21 protein-coding genes are annotated in these 24302 nt (G+C 36.4%); 14 read left to right on the top strand and 7 right to left on the bottom strand.

Annotation, left to right across the window (positions count from 1 at the left end):
- The first annotated feature begins 5 nt into the window (after positions 1 to 5).
- A complete protein-coding gene (locus tag BMW86_RS22645; RefSeq protein WP_143056660.1) occupies positions 6 to 758 on the top strand; it encodes an anti-sigma factor family protein in 753 nt (250 codons plus the stop codon).
- On the opposite strand, the gene BMW86_RS22640 is transcribed toward BMW86_RS22645, so the two are convergent.
- Entirely contained in the window at positions 747 to 2021 is a 1275-nt protein-coding gene (locus BMW86_RS22640) for a gliding motility-associated C-terminal domain-containing protein (protein WP_089784219.1), read from the bottom strand. The genes BMW86_RS22645 and BMW86_RS22640 overlap by 12 nt on opposite strands.
- A gap of 216 nt (positions 2022 to 2237) precedes the next feature.
- Between BMW86_RS22640 and BMW86_RS22635 the strand changes: the two genes are divergently transcribed.
- The 6 genes from BMW86_RS22635 to BMW86_RS33375 all read left to right on the top strand — a co-directional run bounded on the left by BMW86_RS22635 (position 2238) and on the right by BMW86_RS33375 (position 6985).
- Positions 2238 to 3203 carry a helix-turn-helix transcriptional regulator gene (locus BMW86_RS22635; protein ID WP_177189362.1) on the top strand — a complete coding sequence of 322 codons (966 nt, stop codon included), beginning with the start codon at positions 2238 to 2240 and terminating at the stop codon, positions 3201 to 3203.
- A 133-nt stretch (positions 3204 to 3336) separates the two neighbouring features.
- Positions 3337 to 4281 (top strand): helix-turn-helix domain-containing protein, encoded by a 945-nt coding sequence (locus BMW86_RS22630; RefSeq protein WP_089784217.1) that lies wholly within the window; start codon positions 3337 to 3339, stop codon positions 4279 to 4281.
- A 561-nt stretch (positions 4282 to 4842) separates the two neighbouring features.
- On the top strand, positions 4843 to 5073 hold the full coding sequence (locus BMW86_RS22625) for a hypothetical protein (protein WP_089784216.1): 231 nt from the start codon (positions 4843 to 4845) through the stop codon (positions 5071 to 5073).
- A gap of 431 nt (positions 5074 to 5504) precedes the next feature.
- Positions 5505 to 5735, top strand: coding sequence for a hypothetical protein (locus tag BMW86_RS22620; RefSeq protein ID WP_089784215.1), 231 nt, complete (start codon positions 5505 to 5507; stop codon positions 5733 to 5735).
- 645 nt (positions 5736 to 6380) lie between these two features.
- Positions 6381 to 6695, top strand: a complete 315-nt coding sequence (locus BMW86_RS33380; RefSeq protein ID WP_410492570.1) for a transposase — start codon at positions 6381 to 6383, stop codon at positions 6693 to 6695.
- 98 nt (positions 6696 to 6793) lie between these two features.
- A complete protein-coding gene (locus BMW86_RS33375) occupies positions 6794 to 6985 on the top strand; it encodes a transposase (RefSeq protein WP_410492563.1) in 192 nt (63 codons plus the stop codon).
- Between the two features lie 642 nt (positions 6986 to 7627).
- Here the strand turns inward: BMW86_RS33375 and BMW86_RS22610 are convergent.
- The 4 genes from BMW86_RS22610 to BMW86_RS22595 all read right to left on the bottom strand — a co-directional run bounded on the left by BMW86_RS22610 (position 7628) and on the right by BMW86_RS22595 (position 17023).
- Positions 7628 to 10384, bottom strand: coding sequence for an alpha/beta hydrolase family protein (locus tag BMW86_RS22610; RefSeq protein WP_089784214.1), 2757 nt, complete (start codon positions 10382 to 10384; stop codon positions 7628 to 7630).
- A 462-nt stretch (positions 10385 to 10846) separates the two neighbouring features.
- Positions 10847 to 12157, bottom strand: coding sequence for a thioredoxin family protein (locus tag BMW86_RS22605; protein ID WP_089784213.1), 1311 nt, complete (start codon positions 12155 to 12157; stop codon positions 10847 to 10849).
- 18 nt (positions 12158 to 12175) lie between these two features.
- A complete protein-coding gene (locus BMW86_RS22600; protein WP_089784212.1) occupies positions 12176 to 13639 on the bottom strand; it encodes a RagB/SusD family nutrient uptake outer membrane protein in 1464 nt (487 codons plus the stop codon).
- A 15-nt stretch (positions 13640 to 13654) separates the two neighbouring features.
- A complete protein-coding gene (locus tag BMW86_RS22595; RefSeq protein WP_177189361.1) occupies positions 13655 to 17023 on the bottom strand; it encodes a SusC/RagA family TonB-linked outer membrane protein in 3369 nt (1122 codons plus the stop codon).
- 300 nt (positions 17024 to 17323) lie between these two features.
- Here BMW86_RS22595 and BMW86_RS22590 point away from each other — a divergent pair, with 300 nt between their 5' ends.
- The 3 genes from BMW86_RS22590 (at position 17324) to BMW86_RS22580 (ending at position 19877) form a co-directional block, all read left to right on the top strand.
- Positions 17324 to 17881, top strand: coding sequence for an RNA polymerase sigma factor (locus tag BMW86_RS22590; protein WP_089784210.1), 558 nt, complete (start codon positions 17324 to 17326; stop codon positions 17879 to 17881).
- Between the two features lie 37 nt (positions 17882 to 17918).
- The gene (locus tag BMW86_RS22585; protein ID WP_089784209.1) at positions 17919 to 19004 is read left to right on the top strand and encodes a FecR family protein; all 1086 of its coding nucleotides are present in this window, start codon (positions 17919 to 17921) and stop codon (positions 19002 to 19004) included.
- Between the two features lie 141 nt (positions 19005 to 19145).
- Positions 19146 to 19877 (top strand): SDR family oxidoreductase, encoded by a 732-nt coding sequence (locus BMW86_RS22580; protein WP_089784208.1) that lies wholly within the window; start codon positions 19146 to 19148, stop codon positions 19875 to 19877.
- A 57-nt stretch (positions 19878 to 19934) separates the two neighbouring features.
- Here BMW86_RS22580 and BMW86_RS33370 read toward each other — a convergent pair whose 3' ends face one another.
- Positions 19935 to 20255, bottom strand: a complete 321-nt coding sequence (locus BMW86_RS33370; protein ID WP_089784207.1) for a LytR/AlgR family response regulator transcription factor — start codon at positions 20253 to 20255, stop codon at positions 19935 to 19937.
- A 125-nt stretch (positions 20256 to 20380) separates the two neighbouring features.
- On the opposite strand from BMW86_RS33370, the gene BMW86_RS22570 reads away from it, so the two are divergent.
- From BMW86_RS22570 to BMW86_RS22560, 3 genes are all read left to right on the top strand, one after another.
- Positions 20381 to 20671, top strand: a complete 291-nt coding sequence (locus tag BMW86_RS22570) for a hypothetical protein (RefSeq protein WP_089784206.1) — start codon at positions 20381 to 20383, stop codon at positions 20669 to 20671.
- Positions 20672 to 20775: 104 nt separating this feature from the next.
- Entirely contained in the window at positions 20776 to 21096 is a 321-nt protein-coding gene (locus tag BMW86_RS22565) for a LytR/AlgR family response regulator transcription factor (protein WP_089784205.1), read from the top strand.
- A gap of 168 nt (positions 21097 to 21264) precedes the next feature.
- Entirely contained in the window at positions 21265 to 21831 is a 567-nt protein-coding gene (locus BMW86_RS22560; RefSeq protein ID WP_089784204.1) for a hypothetical protein, read from the top strand.
- 124 nt (positions 21832 to 21955) lie between these two features.
- Here BMW86_RS22560 and BMW86_RS22555 read toward each other — a convergent pair whose 3' ends face one another.
- Positions 21956 to 22576 (bottom strand): hypothetical protein, encoded by a 621-nt coding sequence (locus BMW86_RS22555; RefSeq protein WP_089784203.1) that lies wholly within the window; start codon positions 22574 to 22576, stop codon positions 21956 to 21958.
- Between the two features lie 556 nt (positions 22577 to 23132).
- On the opposite strand from BMW86_RS22555, the gene BMW86_RS22550 reads away from it, so the two are divergent.
- Positions 23133 to 24242 (top strand): DUF4856 domain-containing protein, encoded by a 1110-nt coding sequence (locus BMW86_RS22550; RefSeq protein WP_089784202.1) that lies wholly within the window; start codon positions 23133 to 23135, stop codon positions 24240 to 24242.
- Positions 24243 to 24302 lie beyond the last annotated feature (60 nt).

Below are 24302 nucleotides of genomic sequence, written 5' to 3'. Positions count from 1 at the left end.
ATCGTATGCACTCATATACTGAAGAAGAAATAGCGCTGTATGTTAACGGCGATATGGCCGGAGAGGAACAGCAACAGTTTGAACTGATGTTACAACGCGACAAGACGCTGCAGGAAAATGTACAGCAGTATCAGCAGGTACAGGCTACGTTGCGTACGCGACTGGCCCCTGATACACAGGATAAGGCGTTATCACAGACTTTACATTCGCTGAATGAAGAGTATTTCGGTAAAACGGAAGCTAAAATAAGACCGGTAGGCATTTATATCAAATGGGCATGTGCGGCGGCAGCTGTAGCGCTGATACTGGTGGTGAACTTATTCCATCCCTGGAAACAGCATGACCTGTATAAAGAATATGGCGGTTTACAGATGGTGACATCTGCGGAGAGAGGAGATCATACAGATACGTTGTTGCAACAGGCGACTACTGCTTTCAACAATCAGCAATTTGATGTAGCTGCTAAAGATTTACAGGTAATATTTGAAAAGGATAGGAATGATGCGATGATCACTTTTTATTATGGTGTTTCATTGATAGAGACAGGTGATATGCAGAAAGCGGAGAATATGCTGGAACATGTGTATGCAGGGAATTCTGTTTTCAAATATGATGCTGCGTATTTTATGGCGATTCGTTTTTTGAAAGAACATAAATATAATGATTGCCGTAAATGGCTGCTGAATATTCCGGTTGGAACGTCCAGGCATGCACAGGCGCAGTTGTTGCTGGAGAGTATTGCCAGTTTATCTGAGTAAGATAATTGTTCCTTTTTTACATTCATTGCCACAAGCTGTTTTTGCCGTAATCGAGTAGAGGTAAGTCCCTACAGGTTGCGGCATTCCTTTGTAATATCCATCCCAGCAGGCGTTTGTTGTATTGGAAGAGAAGAGTAGTTGTCCGGAGCGATTATAGATATTAAACAGTAATCCTTCTACTCTCCCCCAGTATTTTAATCCGAAGCAATCATTGTTACCATCTCCGTTAGGAGAGAAAGCAGAGGGTAACGTGTACTGGCTGAGTGAAGAATTAAAATCTACTCCTACAGTAGTTGCTTCTAAATTAGAACAGCCATGTTCATCTGTGATAGTTACCTGGTAGGTAGTTGTTTTTGTAGGTGTCACAATTGGATTGGCGATATTTAAATTGCTGAGGCCATCTGCTTCTTCCCACTTGTATTTATTACCACCGGTAGCTTCTAATAATGCATCGTGATGTACGCAATCTACATTGTTAGATTTAGTTAAAGACGTTACAGGAATCTTATACACTTTTACGGGTACACTGAAACTATCAGTATAATGACAGGTATTATTGGTGATGCTCAGTTTGTATAATGTATCTGTTGTGGGTGCTACTGTTAACCCAGCTTCATTAGATATCAGCGAATCTTTCACATACCAGGCGTATACATCTCCCCCACTTGCTTTGATCAATATATGCTGACCGATACAGATAACAGGTGTATCTGGTCTGATGAGAAATTCCGGTGCGGGATTTACTACCAGGTCTACTTTCGCTTTGCTGCTGCAACGGAATTCAGTGGTAGCTGTTACTGTGTATTCTGTATTAGTAATCGGTGATGCTACCGGATTGGCGACATAAGGATTATCTAATCCCGTTGCGGGCGACCAGCTATATGTTGCAGGATAATTGGTGCTAACAGATAAGGAGACATGGTCTCCTGCGCATATCGCTGTATCGTTGTTCTTTGTAATTTCCGGTAATGGGTTAACGCGAATGGTTACACTATCTTTCCCTGAACATCCTTTGGCATCATAACCTGTTACTATATAAGTAGTAGTGACTGTCGGTTTTGCAATTGGATTGGCAATACTATCGCTGGAGAGTCCCGTTTTCGGGCTCCATTTGTAGGTGATTCCACCGGTTGCGTCCATTTGGATAGAGGCGCCCTGGCACATGAAAGTATTAGGGATAGTGGTAACTGCTATACCACATTGTGCTAATCCTTTTGAGCAGGTGAGGGATAGCACCAGGATTACGGGATAGATTTTAGACATGGTTAATAATGAGTATTACAGAGTAACTGCTTCATTTTCATTTAATCCGCAGAATGAGTACTATAGCACATTGGCACCGGGCTCTATCCTAAATTACATTAAAAATTTATATGTTAAAAATTAAAACAAAAACAGGTTGATAATCATGAAAATAATTAGCTATCGTCCTAATGTGTTTGAATTGTTATGTCGAACTTCACCTGCAAAGAACCCAGCATGCCGATGATGTTTCAGCTGCCTGAAGCATTAGTAAATCAGGTCTCCACAACAACCCTGATTCCTTTGCGACATAAGAAACTACAGTTACCCTTTGACGATCTCTCCATTATTTATACCCACGGCGCTCCTGGTACTTTTATTCATCAGTATGTACAAATCAATGACTACCTCTATGGTGAACATTATTTCGAACCTTTAGTCAATACCGAGATACATATTACCGTTACTGCTCCTATACTTGTGCTCTTTGGTATGCTCTCCGGAGATCTCACTTTACGATATCCTGATGGCCGCATATTTCCCCAGTCTAACAAGCGGGGCATGCATTACCTTAAACCAGGCGCTATTTACGTTATTTACCTGTTTGCAGGGCAGAAGTATCATTCTGTTTATATCTCCCCTTCTACGGTCTTATTAACGGGTTTGGCTGGCAGTTATCCGCATCTCTTACAACTTTTGAAAGCGGATACTCTTTTTGTGTTGCCTTATAGCAAATTTGGCAAGAAAGCCCATAAAGAGATACAAAATCTGAAAAACTGGGTGATTCCGGGGCAGGCTAGTGTGCTTTATTATAATAGTCGTCTTAGCGACTTTATTCTCTCCTATCTTGAAGAGATTCACCGGGATAATCACATCACCAGTGTTATTATTATTCAGATAGAAGAGTTCATTGCCCTTATTCAACAATTCCCTGAGAAGCCTATCAACGTCATCGAACAAGCCCAGCGAATGGGGATGACTCCGCGTGCGCTGGAAAATGCGTTTAAGTCTAAAAAGGGGATTACGGTGTTGTTGTTTGTGCAGCAGCAGCGAATTGAGAAAGCTAAACTTCTCCTATTATCTTCTGATGATAGTATTTCCGAGATCTCTTTTGAGGTCGGTTATACAGATCACTCCTACTTCTCCCGGGTGTTTAAACGGACTACAGGGAAGACACCGCATGAATTCAGAAAGGACAATTAGCACTATTTAAGTTTTATTTCTTCATTAATAGTTTGTTTTCGTCCTATTTATTCCTGTTCCCTATTGAGATATTTGTTATTGTTATACCCTTAGCTCTATTATTTTCATTGTTAACCATACAAACCTTTATATAATGCCTGTAAACATCAGCTTACCAGATGGAAAGGTCTTATCAGAGCTGCCAACCCGTTATCGTAAACTAGCTTTAAACATTCCCAGGACTTCTGTGCAATTCATATCCTCTCGTTGGGGAGTGTTCATTAATCAGTCTGTTGAAATTGCGGGGCATGTTTATCGTGAGCAGTATGTTGAAGTCACTTCTTCAGACCTTTCTCTTACTTTATCATCGACTACTCCTGTTATCTTCCTGCAAGTGTCGCTTAATAGTACTCATCTTTGTATGCGCTACCTTGGGCCGGATGTTTCTATTCCGCTTCATTTATCTGCAAACAAGATTTATCATACTATTTATATCGAGCCTTCTGTTTCTTTACTTTCTCAACTACTTTCCACCTATTCCATGCTCTCCGAATTAATGACCGCTTTCTCAGGTCTCTATAAATCTACGCTGGAACTCCCTTACTCCAAATACTCTGGCACTGTCCGTGTTGAATTAGACAAAATCAAGAACAATCTCCTTACTGGTGATGCGCGTACCAAATACTACGACAACCGTATTGCAGATTTTACTATCGCTTATCTTGATGGCGTTCATCGACGCTCCTTCCAGGATAGCCGGCTTATTGCCCTCTTCGATACCGAAATACTCTCTCTCATCCATAAAATAGAATCCTCTCCTGAACTCCTCTTCAACATCGAGGACCTTGCCAAAAACATGGGTATCACTGAACGTGCGCTTCAAAATGGCTTCCGTTTGAAAACCGGCCTTACCGTACTCCAATATGTCCAGCAGTTGCGCATGTCCAAAGCCAAAACTCTTCTCATCCGCTCTGAACTCCCTATCGCCGATATCGGTCTTGAAGTTGGGTACAGCGACTCTTCCTTCTTTATTCGCGTCTTCAAAAAATCCACCGGAGTTGCGCCAGGAAGGTACCGGAGTACTTTTAGTGAAGTATGACTGCTGTACTGATAATTATAGATATAACTTTTGTTCTTTCTTCACATCCATTATGCAATTGTTCTAATTATCTTCTATCTATATTTGTGATGAGCTAAGTAAGTAACCCGAAAAATATTTTAAATGATCTCTTCTTTAAAAAGCATTCGAAATTCACAACATTTAGATATACACCTCTATTACAAGCAAAACATTTATTACCCTTTAATTCAAATTATTTTATCAGTAAATTGAATGAATCACTCAATTAGAAGGCTATCTAAACAATTTCATTTTCTTCTTGAACTATTTAAAATCGTACTCATTAAACATTCACATCTAGTATAAAAACGAGCAGAAAATTTCGCTTGCTTATATCTACTATAAAAATCACCAATACATCTTATTTCAAAAGATGTATTGGTAATAACAAGAACATTTTAACTATTTACAGAATACTTATCTCGCATTGCAATTAAACCTGATCATGAAGGGGAATCGCTGAACACCCCAAGAAAACAGTAAGCCCTAATATCTTTGTCAATTAAATTTTAGCCCTTTGGATTATAAGGCAACATTTTTATGAAACGTGCTAAAATCATGTTAAGTGCAATCGCAATATTTGCAATAGTTGGAGGCGTAGTAGCATTTAAAGCAAAAAAAGCTTTTCTTATTCTTTACACAGGCACAGGAGGTAAGTGTACGATATTGACTGACGGTACTACCAATTTAACAGCACCAATTATAAACGTTTCTACAATATCTTTAACAACCAATTGTCCAACCGGTCGTTTTACAAATGTCCAAGGATAATTGTACAAGGCAATTTCCATTAAATAGCTATTTTTTGATTATAGTAATCTATATCATAGGGTTTTGAAAAAATAAAAATTCGATATTGTTTATAAAAAAATATCTGGATAGTGATTTACATATTCAAAATGGCACCGAGCTCAATTAAGGATGATTATAATTCTATATTCGTCTAGGTTATCTGTGTGTAATAATTAGAGTAGTAAGGAATACCATATGAAGATCCCAAATAAGTTTATGATAATAATACTTAAGTCTCAGTTGGATATAATAAATGAAGATAAAACATTGTTAGCTAACATAGATGAGGTCTTGTATTGCAATCAAACCTGATCATGAAAGGGAATCGCTGAACACCCTAAGAAAATAGTAAGCAATAATATTTTTATTGACTAAAGTTTAGCCTTTTGAATTATAAAGGCAACATTTTTATGAAACGTGCTAAAATCATGTTAAGTGCAATCGCAATATTTGCAATAGTTGGAGGCGCATTGGCATTTAAAGCAAATAGAAACGTCGTTGTTTTTTACACAGGTACTGCTGGTAAGTGTACTGTTTTGACTGCTGGTACTACCACTTTAACAGCACCAATTATAAACGTTTCTACAACACCTTTAACAACGGGGTGTCCAACTGCTCGTTTTACAGATGCTCAAGGATAATTGCGCATGGTAATCTCCATTAAATAGCTATTTTTTGGTTATAATAATCTATATCATGAGGCTAGTTTAATACTAATCTTATGATATAGATTTTATGATATTAAATCTAGTATAATTGTTTATAGGGATGTTATTCGAACTCATTTTTTTTGATAATTTCTATGTTTCACAGAAATTGAGATACTATCTCAAAACTGTGTAAATGAAAAAATCGGGGTTGAAGAACTTCGATTTTTTTAATTTTAAATATACACAATCATATGAACACAGAAAATTTCTTATCAGATGAGTTTTTAAAGCAATTTAAGACAGGCAAGCTGCTCAATCACTTCTTGACTCAGATTCAGAAACGGGGATCGAAAAGATGCTGGAAGGAGAATTGGATGGGCATTGGGAATATAGCAAGAATGAGCAAACCGTTAGTGATAATACCCGTAATGCTCATGGGAAGAAGATCAAAACGAACTACGGAGAATCAGAAATACGTGTTCCTAGGACCGGGATTCCAGTTTTAACCCGATGATCGTGCCCAAAAGGGAAAACATCGTAGAAGGACTTGAAGAAGCTGCATGCCAAAGGGATGAGTGTCTCCTATATTGAAGACCAAATAAAAGATATATATAAATTTGATGTTTCCGCTCCTCTATAAGCCAGATTACGGCAAAGGTTGCAAGAGATGTAGTAGCATGTCAAAATAGTCCATTAGAGCTTGTTTACTTGATCGTGTGGATGGATGAGATTATATTTAAGGTAAGAGAAAACAGTAAGGCAATAAATAAGGCCGTTCACATTGCTGTTGGACTTCGACGTGATGGACTTAAAGAAGTACTGGGTATGCGGCTTGGTAAGAATGAGTCCGCCGCTTACTGGATGTGTGTTTTGACTGATATGAAGGCACATGGTCGTGAAGATATATTGATCAGCCACTCAAATATACGTAGTCCATCAGATCCACAATAGCTGCCGATATGTTATCTGGAAAGATAAAAAGGAATTTGCTACTGACCTGAAGGATATCTATACCACACCTACTCGGCAAGCCTCTCGCTGAACTGGATATGTTAGATAATAAATGGAATAGTAAATATGCTTACGCTGCTAAGAGCTGGCGCGATAACTGGGACGCGACAACTATATTCTTTGATTTTCCCATGGAAATCGGACAGATTATCTACACCACTAATCTAATTGAGAATCTCAATGGCAAGATCAGGAAATATAATCCTTCCCGAATGATGAAGCCGCGATGAAATCGGTATACCTTCTGCTAAGAGAAACCTCAAAAAATGGGCCATGCCCATTAGAAACTGGAGCATAATCTTTAATCAGTTTTTAACTACTTGGGGTAACAGGCTGAAAATTTAGTCTATTCAATTACTCCGATTTTGAAACTTACATACTTATTCCAATAGTCCCGGATACGATTTGGAATTACAATAACAAAATAGACACTCCGCTAAACTTCGACATTGAATTCGCTTAAGTTTTTCTTTTCAAATTCCTCTGACGACAAATATCCAGCGCAGAATATAATCTCTTGAGATTGTACCAGATTTCTATATATTCGAAAGCTATTAACATTGATTATTTCATATTGATAAATTTATGCCCTGCCATCCCCAGGCAAATATAACAGTGTAAATAGCTTTCATATTAGTACTTAGCGTCCAACCAATCACGTTCCTATTTCTAAGGTCCACCAGTACAACAAGTATAAAATTATTCAAAGAGTTTCTAACAAGCTTTAATAACTAAAACAGTCCCTAAATCTAAACAAGAGTAAACAGCACCTTCTTTCAAAAGCCTCAGATCGAATCATTACATTTAACATGTCCTATCTTTGCAGTTGCAAAATAATCTAAGAATATACATTTTATCACTTGATACATAGACTATGGTTGCTGATTATATTCATATTCATATCCTAAATCGATACTCTTTTTTGAAGCTGGAATTCCTTCTATCATCCATTTTGGAGCAGGCGCAGCCTTCAAATAGTAATCAAAAAATTGGAATATTCTTATATTATAATCTCTTGCATTCTTGTCGTTCATTAAACCATGTCCTTCTTTGTCATATTGTAATAGCCAAACTTTTTTCCCGGCTCTTTTTAACCCTAAAAACATCTCAATTGCCTGTGCAAAAGGTACTGCTTCGTCATCCTTGCAATGCATCATTAATAGAGGAGTCGTTACCTTATCAACATTGAAAATTGGAGAATTTTCGATATATAAGTCTGGCCTTGTCCAAGGAGTTACACCTATTCCATAATGGCTTCCCTGAGTGGACGTTTCATAAAATCCCGCTCTACTCTTGCCTCTATTTAGTTGACCAAAAGAACTAATATGATTAGATGTACCAGCTGATTCACAAGCAGCAGCCCATATATTTGAATGAGTCACAAGGTAATTAGTTTCCCATCCTCCAAAGCTATGACCTTGCAGACCAAAATGAGCAGAATCTGCCCACTTGTATTTAGATAGATATTTAGCCGCTGAAACTATAGAATTCACTACACTTTTCCCAATATGACCTTGTTGATAATATATATCGGGAATGAAAACAAGATAACCTCTGCTCACAAAAGTTGGAATATTAATAGCTTGTCTCGTAAAATCAGGATCCAAAAATTGATGAACTAGCTCATCACTTCTTCTCACATAATAATTAAATATTACGGGATATTTTTTGGTGGAATCAAAATTCTCCGGTTTATATAAAAGTCCATGCGATACTTTACCATCACTCATCGTCCAGGTAATTCTATCTATAGTTAACCAATTATATTTGTCTTCTTGGGTTATATTGCTAACTCTTTTAAATGATTTGAAATCTATAGTCGTAAACAAATTGGGGCTTTCTTTTTCACTCATACGTTTAACTAGCCAATAATTATTATTTTTTGCCTTTAAAGGTTCAAAAACAGTATTTTTAAAAATATCTATTTGAAATGGTTCTCCAATTCTTGGAACAAAGAATTTATAAGGTTCCATTATACATAATTTAGGATCGTTTGATGCATTAAGCCTACTTTGCCAAAAACCATTATCTTGATTATTCAAATTGTAAGCTGCTAGCAACAATATAGCATTTCTATCTATTTCTTCATTTTCATTAGATGAATTTTTATCGACTATTCCAAATACTATTTTGTTTCTTCGACCATAACCATTTGTAATACAGATTGGTGCACTTACTCCATTCGGGTCGACTTTCCAAATATCATATCTATCATAAATTAACATAGCTTGATCCTTAGCTATCCATCTAATTGCAGATTCACTATGAGCAACATTAAAAACTGCATATCTACCAGTGCTACAAAGTAGCTCATCATCATAAATAGGATAAGGTATTGATTTTGAAATATTTTTTTTTATTCCTGTTTGAACATTATAACAGATATAACTTAAGCTATCCTGATCAAACCAAGTTACGAATTTTTCATTAGGTGATATATTAGCTGATGATAAATTATACATATTAGATGCCAAAATTATTTTTTCTCCATCATTTGCGGATATTAGAAATAAATGGGGTATTCTGTCCACATTGTAATATGAATCAGGATAATAAATTCCATTTGCCAGGAAGTAAGTAGTATTATTTTCTAACAATAAATTAATGCTATCATTCTCAAGTAAAACAACTTTCTTACTTAAAACATCAATTGACGCTTTTAATCGAATATTGGCTGATTTGTTAAAAGTCTCAGAAAGCTGTTCTGACTGAAGGTATGTATCTTTAAACGTCCATACGTCTACATCTGCGGCCAATTTATTTTTTATTTGTTCAATGTTTTCAGTAGCTCTTTTTTGTACAGAAAATACTAATTTTGTCCCCCCTTTATTAAACTGTGTGTCCCAATTTTCAGGACTTATTGTGAATGCTTCATAATCTTTAATTGATCCACTATTTATCAAAACACTTGATTGATTCTTATCTTCTGTATAATGCCAAATTTCCAAATCAAACTCTTTATTCTTTTTCACTTGAACATAAAATACAATTTGTTTTGATTCATGATCAAATATGCAATCTTCTATATTGTCTCCTTCCCAAATGATTTTTTCAGTTTTAATAGACAAATTATACCATATTAAAGATTGCTTATTCGAAGATTTACTCCTATCCTCTTTTTTTAGTAACAATATTTTCCCATTATCATCAAATTGACAATCAATTACATTTGAGAATACTACCTCTTTATTTGAAACTAAATCATATAAGGTAATTTCTCCTTCATGCACACTTGAGCTATATGCTAAAAAACGTTTGGACTCTTTGGGGGATTTAAATGATTTAATATTTTTGATATCTTTTTCATTTGAATAGCCTAATTGTAGTATGATAAGACTATCTGTTCCATTTCTCATGAATACTAAATATCTGCTATCTTCAGAAAAAAAAGGATTGGAGGCCATCAAAATTTCTTTCCCCCAATTACTGTTTGTTGATTTCACAACCAGTGTGTTTCCCCCAATTGGCTTATTTCTTATAATATACATTATGTACTGCCCATTATTTGTAATTGCTTCTTCTCCTATTGTAACCCAATTTTTGTAAGTACTAGTGTCAATAATCTGTTTTTGAGCGTAATTGATGCCAAAAGGCATGAAAACTGAAAAGAAAAATATTATATTTTTCATATAAAATTTATTGGTGCATTTTTTCGGGGGAGGATATTTCGAAATTTAACTTCATAAGTTATAAAAATTCTCTAACAGAGGTTTCTGTAAAAGTGTATGTGCGAGTATTGTTACTAATAACTACATTTCAAATTACATAATAAAAAAAATGTTACTGTTTTTAAGTAACGAAATTCTCCCTTGTAAATGTAAATACAGATAAGGCATTTATATTGCAGTCAGCAATACTAGTAATTTGAATAGGCAAATAGGATTCTACCACAAATCTCACACGATAATGGACATACAACTTTCACATTATACAGCGCTTCCTATATTAAGCTTTCTCTTCTTACCACTGATAATGAGTAGCAAAGAGGTCAGGTCTTCTATCGTAAATTGTAAATACATTCTGACAATCTTATTGCTCTTGGCTTAGCAATTCTTGTTACACATTATCTAGATAGGTTATCCTCTATTATCTTATTTACTTGGCCAAGTCGGTATATTCTTTTTCATTTTTATTAACGTTGATTCATACACTTTATTTGAAGACCGTTTTTCCGCTGAGGCGATTTTTTGCTCGCATTTAGCCGCTTTTTTCTCCCAATTGACAGCTTTCTCTGCTAATCCAACTTTATAAAGCAAATTTGCATAAGTATCTATCATAACTGGATTTTCAGGATTGGCATTTACAATGGTTTCCATATACTTTATACCTTTATAAATGATGGCAGTTTTTTGTTCTTTTTCAAAGAAAATACGCCAAATCATATTATTAGTGTGGTATTTTGCAAGGCCTGCAGTATCAATTCCAAATTTTTCAATTTTATCAATATTGTATTTAGCAATCAAGGCCCAATCATTTTTTTCATCATACCATCTAAGTTGCGCTTCTAGAATAGTCTTATCTGAAGTTGTCACACCATATTTTTTTTCAATATTTCCTTTTATCCTTTTCCAATCAGGTTCATTCGTTATGGGAATCCCATCAGGCCATAGAATAGAATTTATTTCCTCTCGTGTAATTATTGCATTGATAATTCTTTCAGAGATATTATATCCCATTATTTCATCTGCATTATTTGCTTTTTCACGTAACAATTTAAAAATATTATCCGATGTGCTTATTTTTATTTCATATTTAGATATAACATTCAGGTTTTTTTTTGTAAAAACTTCCTGCTCATTTATCTTATTAAGATAGTTTTCTTTATAATCATTAAAAATCTCTTTTGCTAATTCTTTATTCCCTGTGTTTTCTACTAAATTTATTAGATAGGTCATATTATTGTATTCCTTTTTCCCGAATTTGTAATTATTTATTAAAGTCGCATACTGCCTCTCTGGAATTAAAGAGTTTGCAGCGACCTTTAAGAAATCACTATCTCTTATTGCACCTGAAAATCGATGTACGAATTCTCCTTCTACATTAAAAAACAAAAATGTGGGAAAGGACTCTACTTGATATATTGATTGAATGTCTGATGCTTCTTTATGCCGAATTTTCGTTTGTTCATTATCGAGATCAGTTGAATCCATTTGAACCTTTATAGATAAAAACTTATCATCCATATATGCCCCTACTATTCTTGAGGTGTATACTTCATTGTCCATTAACTTACAGGGGCTGCACCAAGTAGTAAAGCAGTCTATGAAAATATATTTATTCTCTAATCTAGCTCTTTCTTTTAATTCATTCCAAGTAAGATTATTTTCGAATTTGATACCTTGAGCATTAGTTATAACTGTAATCTTAGCCAATAAGATTAGCATGATCATTTTCTTTATCATAATTATCTCGAATTTTAATTAGTTATACCCTTTATTTTGTTTATTCGCTAAGCTTGGATTGGCTTGTATCTCTGATAAAGGTATCGGATATAGAGACCAATTGGAATTCCATATTCCTCCTTTAGTTGGAGTAATTTCGTTCATTATCGTATCTGTAGAATTTGTGCGATTTAAATCTAACCAACGATGCCCCCATTCAGTGAATAATTCTACTTGCCGTTCATGTAATATAACAGTCAATAAGGATACTTTATTATCTGCAGATGTATTAGGCAACCCTGCTCTTGAACGTATTATATTAATGTCTGATTGAGATCCATTTATATTATTCTGCTGTCCTCTTGCTTCTGCTCTAATCAAATATTGTTCTCCTAATCTAAGTACCATTTCATATTCAGTTATTGGAGCATCCAGCGTTGCATTTTTATACTTAAAAGGGTAATAATAAGTAACGTTATCAACTGATACGCTATCTATCCAATTGATTTTCCTTTGGTCATTTACTTCAAAATTATTTAGAAATTTACCACTCAGATAAACTGGATGATCTGCATTTGGTCCAGTATTGGGTAATACAAATAATCTTGCATCTTTAGTATTCCAACCTATTTGTACTGATTGTAATTGCCAGATAGCTTCCCGACTATTGGTCAGAAATACTGAATTCAATCCAATTCCGGAAAAATCATATTGCAAATCATTGATTATTTGAGTCGCTTGATCTTCCGCATTCTTATAATCATGCATATATAAATATGTTCTTGCCAACATAGCTGTCGCTGCACCCTTGGTAGGTCTTAATCTGTCTGTTGTAGAATGTGAAGTGATCCCATCAGATTCAGTATAAAATTCGTTCAATAATGTTTGAGCATCTTTTAGATCTTCAATAACTCTATTATATACCTCCAACCTACTTGAACGAGGTAATACTGAGTTCAATTTGTAATCAATACTTGTCGCAATTGGAACATCTCCATAGAGATTTACTAAATAGAAATAACAGAAAGCTCTTACAAATTTAGCTTCCCCTTGTAATTGTGTTTTTAATTTTTCATTAATAGAGGTAGTATTATTTAACCCTTCAATGACAGAATTAGTTATGAAAATAGTATTATATAAACTTGGCCAAAAAGAAGGATTTGATTGGCTATTTAATGTATTAGAATAGTACTGTTGATAATCAATATTTCCGCTTGCATCATTGCTTAAGACAAATTCATCTGCACTTAACCCTAAATAAAAAGACAGCGTTGGTCCACCACCTGCCCCACTGAATGACTTAAAACTTATATTGGTGTATATACCCGTCATTATCGCCGCTGCAGTCTCATCATTTGTAAAAACATTTTCTCCTGTAATACTGGTGGCAGGAGAGTCAATTTCTATAAATTTTCTACAGGAATTTCCTGATACCACAATGACTATAAGTATTACAAAAATCAGGCATGAATTTATTCTGTTATTTTTATAATAAATATTCATAGCTATAGTTTTTTTTTAAAGTGTGACTTGAATACCAAATGTGATCGTTCTTAAGGGAGGAAGTACATTTGAATTTCTTGTTTCCGGATCAAGTCCTAAGTAATTAGTTACCGTCAATAAGTTTTGACACTGAATATAAACTCTGCAGTTATCCATGCTCAATCTCTGCTTCCATTTGTTTGGGAGTTGCCAAGATAAAGCAATGTTTTTTAATCGGATGTACGAAGCATCTGAATATGATCTATCGCTTTGTTTTGCATTAAAATAAGGGGTCAATAGATCGTTTTTTGTACTATATTTTTGTATGCTTTTTGCGTCGTTATTTTTTTGCCAACGGTTAATAATAGACAGTGGTTGATTGACATTAAATTTACCTGGTATAATATTCCCGAAGAATACCGTTGAGCCCAATTGTTTAACAAATTGTAATAGAATATCTAATTGTATTCCTCTATAACTTAGGCTATTGTTTAATCCCCCATAATATTTAGGAGCGAGATCTATTAACACATTTTTGTCGGTTGAGGAATTAGGTGTTGTTGTTGAATTATTTTCTTTGTCAAAGAATTGATATTTTCCTGTGTTGGGATCTACACCCGCAAAATGAAAGTATCTTGAAATTGTTACCGGTTCATTAATTATAAGATTGTTATACGAAGATGACTTCTCTAAATTTTTAAATCTTATTAATTTGTTTTGAGGAATTGTAATATTAAAATTTGTTGTCCAATTGAAGTTTGAGGATTTAATATTTTTACTGGTTAATGATATTTCAAAACCTTTGTTTTCAATTACGGCTGGGAAGTTCAAAGCGATGCCGTTAAATCCAGTAGTATAAGGTAATGTGTATTGCAAAAGTTGATTTGAAGATCTATTCCTAAAAAAATTAGCATTAAATAATAATTTATCTCTTAAAAATCCTAAATCTAAACCTACTTGAATCTTTTTTGTCTCTTCCCATTGAATGTAAGGATTAGGAATCCCTTGTGCTTCTAATCCTGTAGCACCCTGATATGTTACACCATCAGATAGTGTGACATTATATAAGTTCATAAATTGATAATCTCCAATTTGATCACTTCCTGTGGTTCCGTAGCTTATTCTTAATTTTCCAAAACTTAAAAAAGGAACATTTCTTCTTACGAATTCTTCATCGGAAAAGATCCACGCTCCTGCAATTGAGTTAAAGTTATGAAATGTGTTTTTGGAACCAAATCTGGAACTACCGTCCCTTCTCGCCGTTAGGCTTACTATATATTTACGATCGAATTCATATCTAATACGTCCAAATAAAGCATTGTATTTATACGTTGAGGCTAATGTATATTCTACAGATAGATCCGAGGCTGATTTAATATCATTTAGAACTAGATCACTATTATAGCCAATTCCCAATAATTGTTGTCGGCTATTATTGTTTTGCTGAAATGTTGTACCTAAAAGAACCTCTATATTATTCTTACTTATTTTTTTCTGATAAGTAATTTGTGGTTCTATTATCCATGAATTAATAGAAGAGTTTCCATAGTTAGATGCTCTGGACGAATAGGGACGACTTTCTGGCTTTATTGAAATTAATGGGTTCGTAATAATTTCACTTGTTTGCAAATTAGTATAGCCAAAACTGCTTTTTATTTCAAAACCTTTTATTATTTGATAAGATACTAAAAGATTACTTATTAAATTATTCGTTTTATTAGAATAATGATTATATAGTCTCGCTAACGGATTGGTCCATGAAGATGTACCGGTTGAATTTGGCATCCAGTTTAGTGTTTCATTAGAAGTATAAAGTTTTGGAGCATCTGGTGATGTTTGCATCGCTATTCCTGTTAGATCAATTTGTGGTAACTTATTATTATCAAACATATAATTACCTGAAAGCTGGACTTTTATTTTTTGATTTTCCGTTGTATGATTTATATTAAAATGTACTGATCCTTTTTGATCATCAAACGGACCTGAAAAAACTGTTGTTTCTTTGTGAAATCCTCCGCCGATTAGGAACTGTGTGAAGTCTGTACCGCCAATTATAGATAGCTGCACATTTTGGTATTTAGCTTTTCCTCCAATAAGTTCTTTTTGCCAATTTGTATAGCTAGTTGTATCCCAAAGCCCGTTTATATCATAATCGGATTTAGAAGGAGTAGTAATTCCGTCATTTCTTAAAGCTTCTTTTCGCATTTCAATATATTGATGCGTATTTAACAGGTCTAGTTGGCGCCCTATTTCGCTAAATCCACTTTGAACATTCAAATCAATTTTTGTTTTTCCTGCTTTTCCTTTTTTTGTAGTTATCAAAATAGCGCCATTTGCTGCGCGGCTCCCATAAATTGATGTAGCATCCGCATCTTTCAAAACCTCAATTGATTCAATATCGTTTGGATTTAAGAAGGCAAGAGGATTACCATTATTTATACCGTTACCGCTTGTCGAATTAGGTGCACCAGTAGTTCCTAACATATTTCCAAGATTCGGTAATAGTTGTGATATGTAAGGAACTCCATCAATTACGTAGAATGGATCATTTCCAAAAGCTAAACTATTAATACCCTGAATAACAACTTTTACACCACTACCGGATAAACCTGTATTTTGAACAATTTGTAATCCAGGAACACTCGCTGCTAGGGTGAGTAATGGATTATTAACTGGTTGCCTTGCAATTTCTTCTGCTTTTATACTCGTTATATTCCCTGTCCCCATTCTTTTTGTCGTTGTACCGTAGGCAATTACAACTGTTTCATCTAAATCCCCAACATATTCCTTTAGTTTTATTTCAGCAATAGATATCCTTCCTTTAATAGGAATTTCTTTTGTTAAATAACCAATATTACTTATATTTAAAAAAGAATTGGGATTAATACCACTAATCATAAAACTCCCGTCCGAAGAAGTTGTAGTTCCCCTTTTACCGTTCTTTACCAATACAGTAGCTCCTGGAATAGGGTTTCCTTTTTCATCAGTTACCTTTCCACTAATAGTGATAGTACTTGGAACAGTATCAATATTTGTTGAAAAGTATGAGGTTGATAAATTAGCTGAGCCCCCTCTCACAATCGTAATCGTCTTCTCTCCTATCAACCAACTCACACCTTTCCCTTTCAATAATTTATCCAGTACAGAATTAAGCGGTTCATTCGTTACCGTTATAGAAGTCCTAAAATTACGATCAAGCTGGTCTGCTGAGCCAGTGAAGTAGAGGGAAGTCTGTTGAGTGATTTTCTCAAAAATAGATTTAAGCGTTTCATTTTTAACGTTAAGGGATACAAGTTTTTCTGTAAGTGGCTTTCCTTGAGCATATAAAGAAGCCGCAGTACACACGAATAAGAATAAAATACCGCTCCATAGCCGGAACGACGAGTTGCCTGTAGACTTAGACATAAGTGCTGTGATTGGTTGGTTGAATGATACGGATATAAGCTGTCCTTCCCACCAATGACGAACAGATAACAAAAACATAACTCAAAAGGAGAACTTTTTTTAAAAAGAATGAAAAGCATGTCTAAATGTTAACACCAGAGAGGAATTGGGGCCGAACCATATCTATATGGTTAATACCTAGTTAACAAATCAGGTATATAAAAATCTTTCCACATAGGGTTTGACTTATCAAAAAAAGAATCTAAATTTAGACCAGATCTTCCATCCATCGTTGCCTCGTAAAATCAAGATTGTCATTATATGGACCAGCCTTTGGATGAAGAATTATTATTTGAACTTAGAGAAGGAAAGGAATACGCCTTTTCTGTTATCTACATCAGGCATCGAATGAAAGCCTTTCGTGTAGCCTATTTCATGCTGCAGAATCAGCAGGAAGCAGAAGATGTTGTGCAGGATGTATTTTCGGTACTATGGAAGAATAGGAGCAACCTAAATATAAACTCTTCTCTTAAAAGCTATATCTCCGTTGCCGCCAGGAACAAATGCCTGGACATGATAAGAACAAAAGGATTACACCATAAGTATGCAGTAGAGTTCAATCACAACCATACAGAGGCCGCGCCCGCTAATACACAACAGGAACATAAAGAATTCCTTAACAACATACAGACAGCGCTTAAAAGCGTAAAATCCGATATCTATAAAGAGGCATTTACGATGGTCCATCTCCAGGGCCTCAACTATAAAGAAGCAGCTCAGCTATTAGGTACTTCAGTCCCGGTTTCCCGCACTTACGTGAACAGAGCCATGAAGGTCATTCGTGATCTTATGAAGAATTCTCTCTCTTCTCTGTTATGAAATCAAGTATTGTTCGTCTTTATTAAAGTTAATAGGTATGAAATATACACCTGAGCTGATACAAGCCCTCATAGTATCTGAAATGGATAACGACATCACGCCCGATGAAAAAGTATTACTGAGTCACATCTTAGCAACAGATAGTGACGCACGAAGACTTTATCAGGAAATGCATGATGTTCTGAATAAACCAGAAGCGGCAGCCGCAATGCTACAACTGGATGAAAATGTCAATTCACAATTAATTCTTGATCAATTAGGTCATTCTAAAAAATCAAGATATAGGAAAGGATTTGGTGTTGCTGTAATGGCTATGGCATTGATAGGAGCATTCGTTCTTTTAAATAAGCATAAAAAAGAGACCATAGCTACTAACCAGATCTTATTAAGCATGGACAATGGAGAAGTCGTGAATCTGGAACGCACTGATACAGCGATTCAATCGGGCAACCTTTCTTTACATAATGTAAATAAGACATTGAAATTTAATGGCGGTACAGGAGGAATAGGATCTCTTTCCGTACCAGCAGGTAAGTTTTATAATCTTGTGTTATCTGATGGAACTACCATGATGGTGAACTCTGTATCCAAAGTGAGGTTCCCTTTTCAATTTTCAGGTAAGTCAAGAGAGATCTGGGTAGATGGAGAAGCTTATATAGAGGTCGCTCCCGACATAAAACAACCTTTTATAGTACATCTCCCCAGCAGTGAAGTGAAAGTGCTGGGAACGAGCTTTAATGTGAATACTTTTGATGGTAAAGAGAATGTTTCCCTCATAACAGGGAAGGTAAGATTAGTAGCCGGACAAGATAGTGTTACGTTATCCCCAGGCAAACAGGTAAATATTCAGACCGGAACTCTGGCTGTATCAGACTTTAAACAGGAACAGGTGTTGAGCTGGATGAAAGGAATTTATGTTTTTGATCTTGCGACGATGGAAGATGTAGCAAAGATACTTCCTCGTTGGTATGGGGTTACTGTTGTATTAGACCCAGCTGTTAGAAAGAAAATGTTTTATGGGGTGATAGATAGAAATCAACCTGTAAATGAATTCTTGGAAAGGTTGAAGTCTACAGAAGAAATAGATTATACACTGAAAGGAAATATTGTTACTATAAAATAATTGTTGTTTTACTTCTATGATTAAGGGTGTTGTTCTTACAATGCCCTTTTTAATTGTTTGAATTTCTTAATTTCCTGTTTGAATACCGTTAACACACCAGCAACGCCCTATCCTACCTTTGTACCATCAAAATCAAATTATATGATAGAAAACAAAGTAGTAGCCATTACTGGGGCAAGTAGTGGTATAGGTGAAGCAACAGCGTTATTACTTGCTACTCGTGGTGCAAAGGTAGTATTGGGTGCTCGTAGGCCGGAACGGCTTCAAGCTCTTGTAGATAAAATCGTAGCAGCAGGTGGAGAGGCTGTGTATATAAAGACAGATGTAAAGCAGCAGAATGATTTGTCAAATATGGTAGCGCTGGCTATTGAGAAATACGGCAAGCTGGACGTTCTCATTAACAACGCCGGTGTTGGGCCTATTTCAATGATGGATGAACTGAGAGTAGAAGATTGGGAAGATATGATCGATATCAATGTGAAAGGTGTGTTGTATGGTATAGCAGCAGCGCTGCCTGTCTTTAGAAAACAAGGCTTCGGACATTTCGTAAATATCGCTTCTACCGCAGCATATAAAATCGTTCCAACGATGGCAGTCTATGCAGCTACAAAGTCCGCGGTAAGATTTATATCTGAGGGATTGCGCCAGGAAGCTGGTGATAAATTAAGAGTGACGATCATTTCTCCGGGGATGATTAATACGGAGTTTATAGAATCTATGACAAATAAAGAGATGAAGGCGCAGATATCAGAAGCAATGGGAAAGATAGGAATTCCACCGGAAGCTATTGCTAACGCTATTGCATATGCGATAGAGCAGCCAGCCAATGTTGATGTAAGTGAGATTATTGTTCGTCCGACGGCACAGAGTTAAAGTAAGAAAGGGAATTTAAGTTATAAAAGGATAGCGGCTGCTATCCTTTTATGTTTACTACCAAATGATATTTAAACTCGACAATAATTTAGCCCTGTAAGGCTTTTCAACAGGAAATTTCCTCTCATAAATTATCACCTCGTCATTGTCTAAAGGCCTGATATTACACAGAGGAACAATGAAAGAACGATGAATACGACAAAACATAACTTCGGGGAGCACTTCTCTTTCAAGTTGTGAAAGCGAATTAGTAACATTAAAATCTCCTCTTGCTGTAACCACTTTAGCACATTTACCGCATGATTCAATACAATGAATCTCGCTACTGTTAACTTTAACCAGACCTTTGTTTGTGTTAAGGAAGAAATCTACATTCATAAAAATACGGGGTCAGGTAGTGAAAAATCAATGGTTATTACACGGGAATCGGGGTCTCAAACATCTACTATAAATCTACGAAAAAAGTAAATAATTCAGTAAATTTGGGTATAATCCCAATAACCATGGCAAAGACCAAGAATCCCCTCTGGGCAGGCTTTAAAGGCTTTAGCGGAGCTGCCTTAAAACAAATCGTTTTTAGAACTTATGGAGAGAATACGTACGTTAGCAAGTATCCTGATATGAGCAATATTATTCCTTCGGAATCGCAATTGAAAGAGAAGAGGAGATTTGCTGACGCAGTTAAATTTGCAACGGACATTGTGAATGATCCCGTTAAAAAAGCAGCTTATAAAGCCGCCGAAGGAAAAAGTGTTTATCATACCGCCATCAAAGATTATATGGAACAAGGGTAGAGATTCAGTGCTCCTACGTTCATCCTACGTCTGGAACGTAGGATGAACGTAGGATGAGTTTTATCGTACCTTATAACTAGCTTGTTACACATTAAATTTACCCCATGTACGAAGACATTTTCATCCAGGTCAGGTACAAATTATTAACCCGGATCAACAGTAAAGATATACTGTTGATAGAAGCTGATGGTAACTACTCTAAAGTCACTACTACCAATACCAGCTATCTCGTAAGCGCCACACTTACCCAGATAGAAGCTGATCTACCACAAGATCTTTTCTGCCGTGTACATCGGGCTTATATCGTACCATTGAACCGTATCAGCGATATAGATGCTGACACTATTTATCTTGATAACAAAGAAATCCCCATCGCAAAAAAATACAAAGAAAACTTATTCAGTCGCTTAAAAATATTAAGATGAAATAGTCTTTCCAGTGTGGTCATCTACACATTTTAGTGCGGTCATACGGTTTGCTGTCTAAGTGAAAAACCGAAGGATTAATATTGCCATACTGAGGCTGCGCCCGATACAAGAGAGAGGCGCCTCTTGTATCACTCAGTAAATTATTAATCATTAAAACCTACTAAAATGGCAAAGACAAAAAATAACATCTTCATGACCGGTCTGTCCGGTACCGTGGGCAGACAAATGACCCTCACTCAGAAAAAAGGAGATACTATTGTTGGCAAGAAAAGAGGCCCCAGCAGTGTCCCCGCCACAGACCCACAACTGGACATCCAGGATAGGTTTAAAATAGCCAGCAAATATGCGCTGGCGGTTATCCAGAATCCTGTTACCAAAGCCACCTATGCAGCGGCCGCGAAAAACAACCAAAGTGCGTATAACGTAGCGCTCGCGGATGCCTTCAAAGCTCCTGAGATTAAAAGCATCAACACGACTGCCTACCACGGCCAGCCAGGTGATATCATCACCATCCGTGCTGTAGACGATTTTAAGGTCGTAACAGTACAGGTGAGCATCACCACCGCAGCCGGTGTACTTGTAGAACAGGGGAATGCCGTGCTGACCGGTAACGGGATGGATTGGAACTATACAGCAACATCGTTGAATAACGCTCCTGCTGGTTCTAAGATCCACGTAACCGCTAAAGATCTGCCGGCAAATGAAACGGAGGAGGAAGCAATAGTTGCTTAATGTTAAAAAGGGTTCAGTCAAAAACGACTGAACTCTTTTTTGACAAAAACCCGATAGGATTTCAAATCCGGGCCCATAGATATTTTTACCATCTTCCGTAATGTGCTGAAAGAAGTAGTCGTAATCATAGCGGGATGTCATAACGTTTGTTTTGATTGACGTGTAATTTTCCCGGTGTAGAAGCCTCGTTGGGGAGGAATCCTGTATTCAGCATCCATTTTCGCGCGGCGGATTCCCAATCCTGAATAGGACTTCCCTTAACGATCCAGCCTCTGGCCTGGTAATAGAAGAAAAATTTGCGGGCTTCAGTCTGCGGCAGGCCGTAGGTATGGAAATACCCTTCCACCTCTTCCTGAGAAAGAATTTTTATATCTTTTTTTTTGAGCGTGAGCCCGTTTACTCTCTCTTGTTTAACATTGTTTATATATTGTTTATAAGAAGGGCCCATTTTTGACCCGGGTCGATGCTCAGTTTCGGGCTGGGTACCCCGCTCTTTTTTGGTGCTATAAGTGCTATGCTCCGGCTCAAAAATGAACCGGTCCACACCGGGCTCTATTTCTTTCCCCCACGATGCTATACGGATAATTGCAGGGGTAATGATATCACAAAATAAAGCCACGTACAAACTGATGAGAGTAGCATACAATGCTTGTCTGTCCTGGAAATCAGACATAACGACGTTAAAATGTTTAATGAAATTAATGGTCATTTGATTTACATTTTTGAGGTTTAATAATTCACGCATCCGCAGTATTTTACGAAAAAGATCTGCTCTAAAGAGATAGAGAGGCTATTGGCCACTCTCTGGACATAAATTTTGGTTAAATGCAAATAAAATGAAATAATCAATTCATTTGGATTGCAGGGGTTGCACAACCCCTGCCAATTAATTGATAATCAATTGAATATTTCATAAAAAAATAATTCCATTCCCTGGACAGATTTATCAGTTTAACCAATAAATCACGTATCGAATTTGCCAGTCCTGCACTTTTATCATATAGAGCGTTAGGGACACTATATTCTCCTCAGCAATAATCACTATAGAACATTTAAAACGAACCAATAGTTAATCCGATGTTAACAGATAAATCCTATCACGAACCCGTTAGAAATAAACCTATCAGGGTATAGTCCAGTTAAACAATTAAATACCATATCTGGATGGTAACCCAACCCGAACGAACAGGAAAAGAACCAGATTCACCTATTTTCCGCTTTGCGCAAATAGTTTTCCGTATTGCGTAAATGAATAACTACTCCCCTATCCTATCTTGCAGCCCGTTTAACTAAATTACTGTATGACTATCAAAGCGTTTAACTATTCTGTAGCGGTGATCTCTGCTGCTATTATGTTTACTGTAGGATGTAAGAGTGACGATACTACCACCCCAACTTACAACGTTCCGACCACCTACACTTTTACCAATGTAGATTCTCTGTCCGCTAAAGCAAGTCTGTCCATGATTGCACAGATAGAAATAGCAATGAACCTGGGCAATACAAAAGGAAATATAGTAAGCAGTGCTAAACTGAAAAGCATGTTTGCCAACCAGGGTAGCTTCTTTACCGATACTGCTTTTAGTGGTAACACCCTCAACCTGAACACTTCCGGTATACAACTGAAAAGCAACACCATCAGCACTGCACAGTTATTAATAGAAAACGTAATGGATAGCATCGCCGCTGCCAGTGCAACCGGCAATACTGCCGCCAACGGCGTAGCAGGTGTGAGCGATCGTAAAACATTGTTGTCTGCCAATGGGATCTACTGGAGACAGTATTTCACTAAAACCATCATGGGCGTATTGATAGGCCACCAGATCACCGACGCTTACCTCGGCGATTCCCTGAACAGCAATATCAGCATTACCGCTAAACAACACGCATGGGATCAGGCATTCTACATGTGGGGTGTTCCTTCTAATTTCCCAGCTAACAGAACAGGGGTAAAATACTGGGGATCTTATACCAGTCAGATTGATTCAGGTATCGCTAAACCAGTCGTTAGTATGACCGGCATCAATGCTAACCCTACTTTAATGGGTGCTTTCCTCAAAGGAAGAGCTGCATTAGCTAACAATGATATCGCTACCGCCCAGGCACAGGCCGCTATCATCATCCCTTTCTTTGAAAAGATGGAAGCCGCTGCCGCACTCCATGAACTGAATGAAGCAAAAGGAAATCTGCCTAACGGCGCTGCCGCTGTATGTGGTAACCTGTCTGAATCATTAGGTTTCTGGACTGCCTTAAAATACAATGCACATAAAAAGATCAGTGATGCCGACTACCAGGCTGTATTAGACCTGTACGGTACTAACTTTTACAATATCACTCCTGCTGGTATTGATGCGATCCTTAACAAGATCAGCACTCTTTACGGATGGGATAGCGTAAAAGCAAATCTGTAAACATAAAGATTTTACTATTATAAAGCTGATACCTTCCCGGTATCAGCTTTGGCAATTAAA

Source organism: Chitinophaga sp. YR573 (assembly GCF_900110995.1).
Taxonomy (GTDB): Bacteria; Bacteroidota; Bacteroidia; order Chitinophagales; family Chitinophagaceae; genus Chitinophaga.
This window is presented reverse-complemented; position numbering and strand designations above follow the sequence as displayed.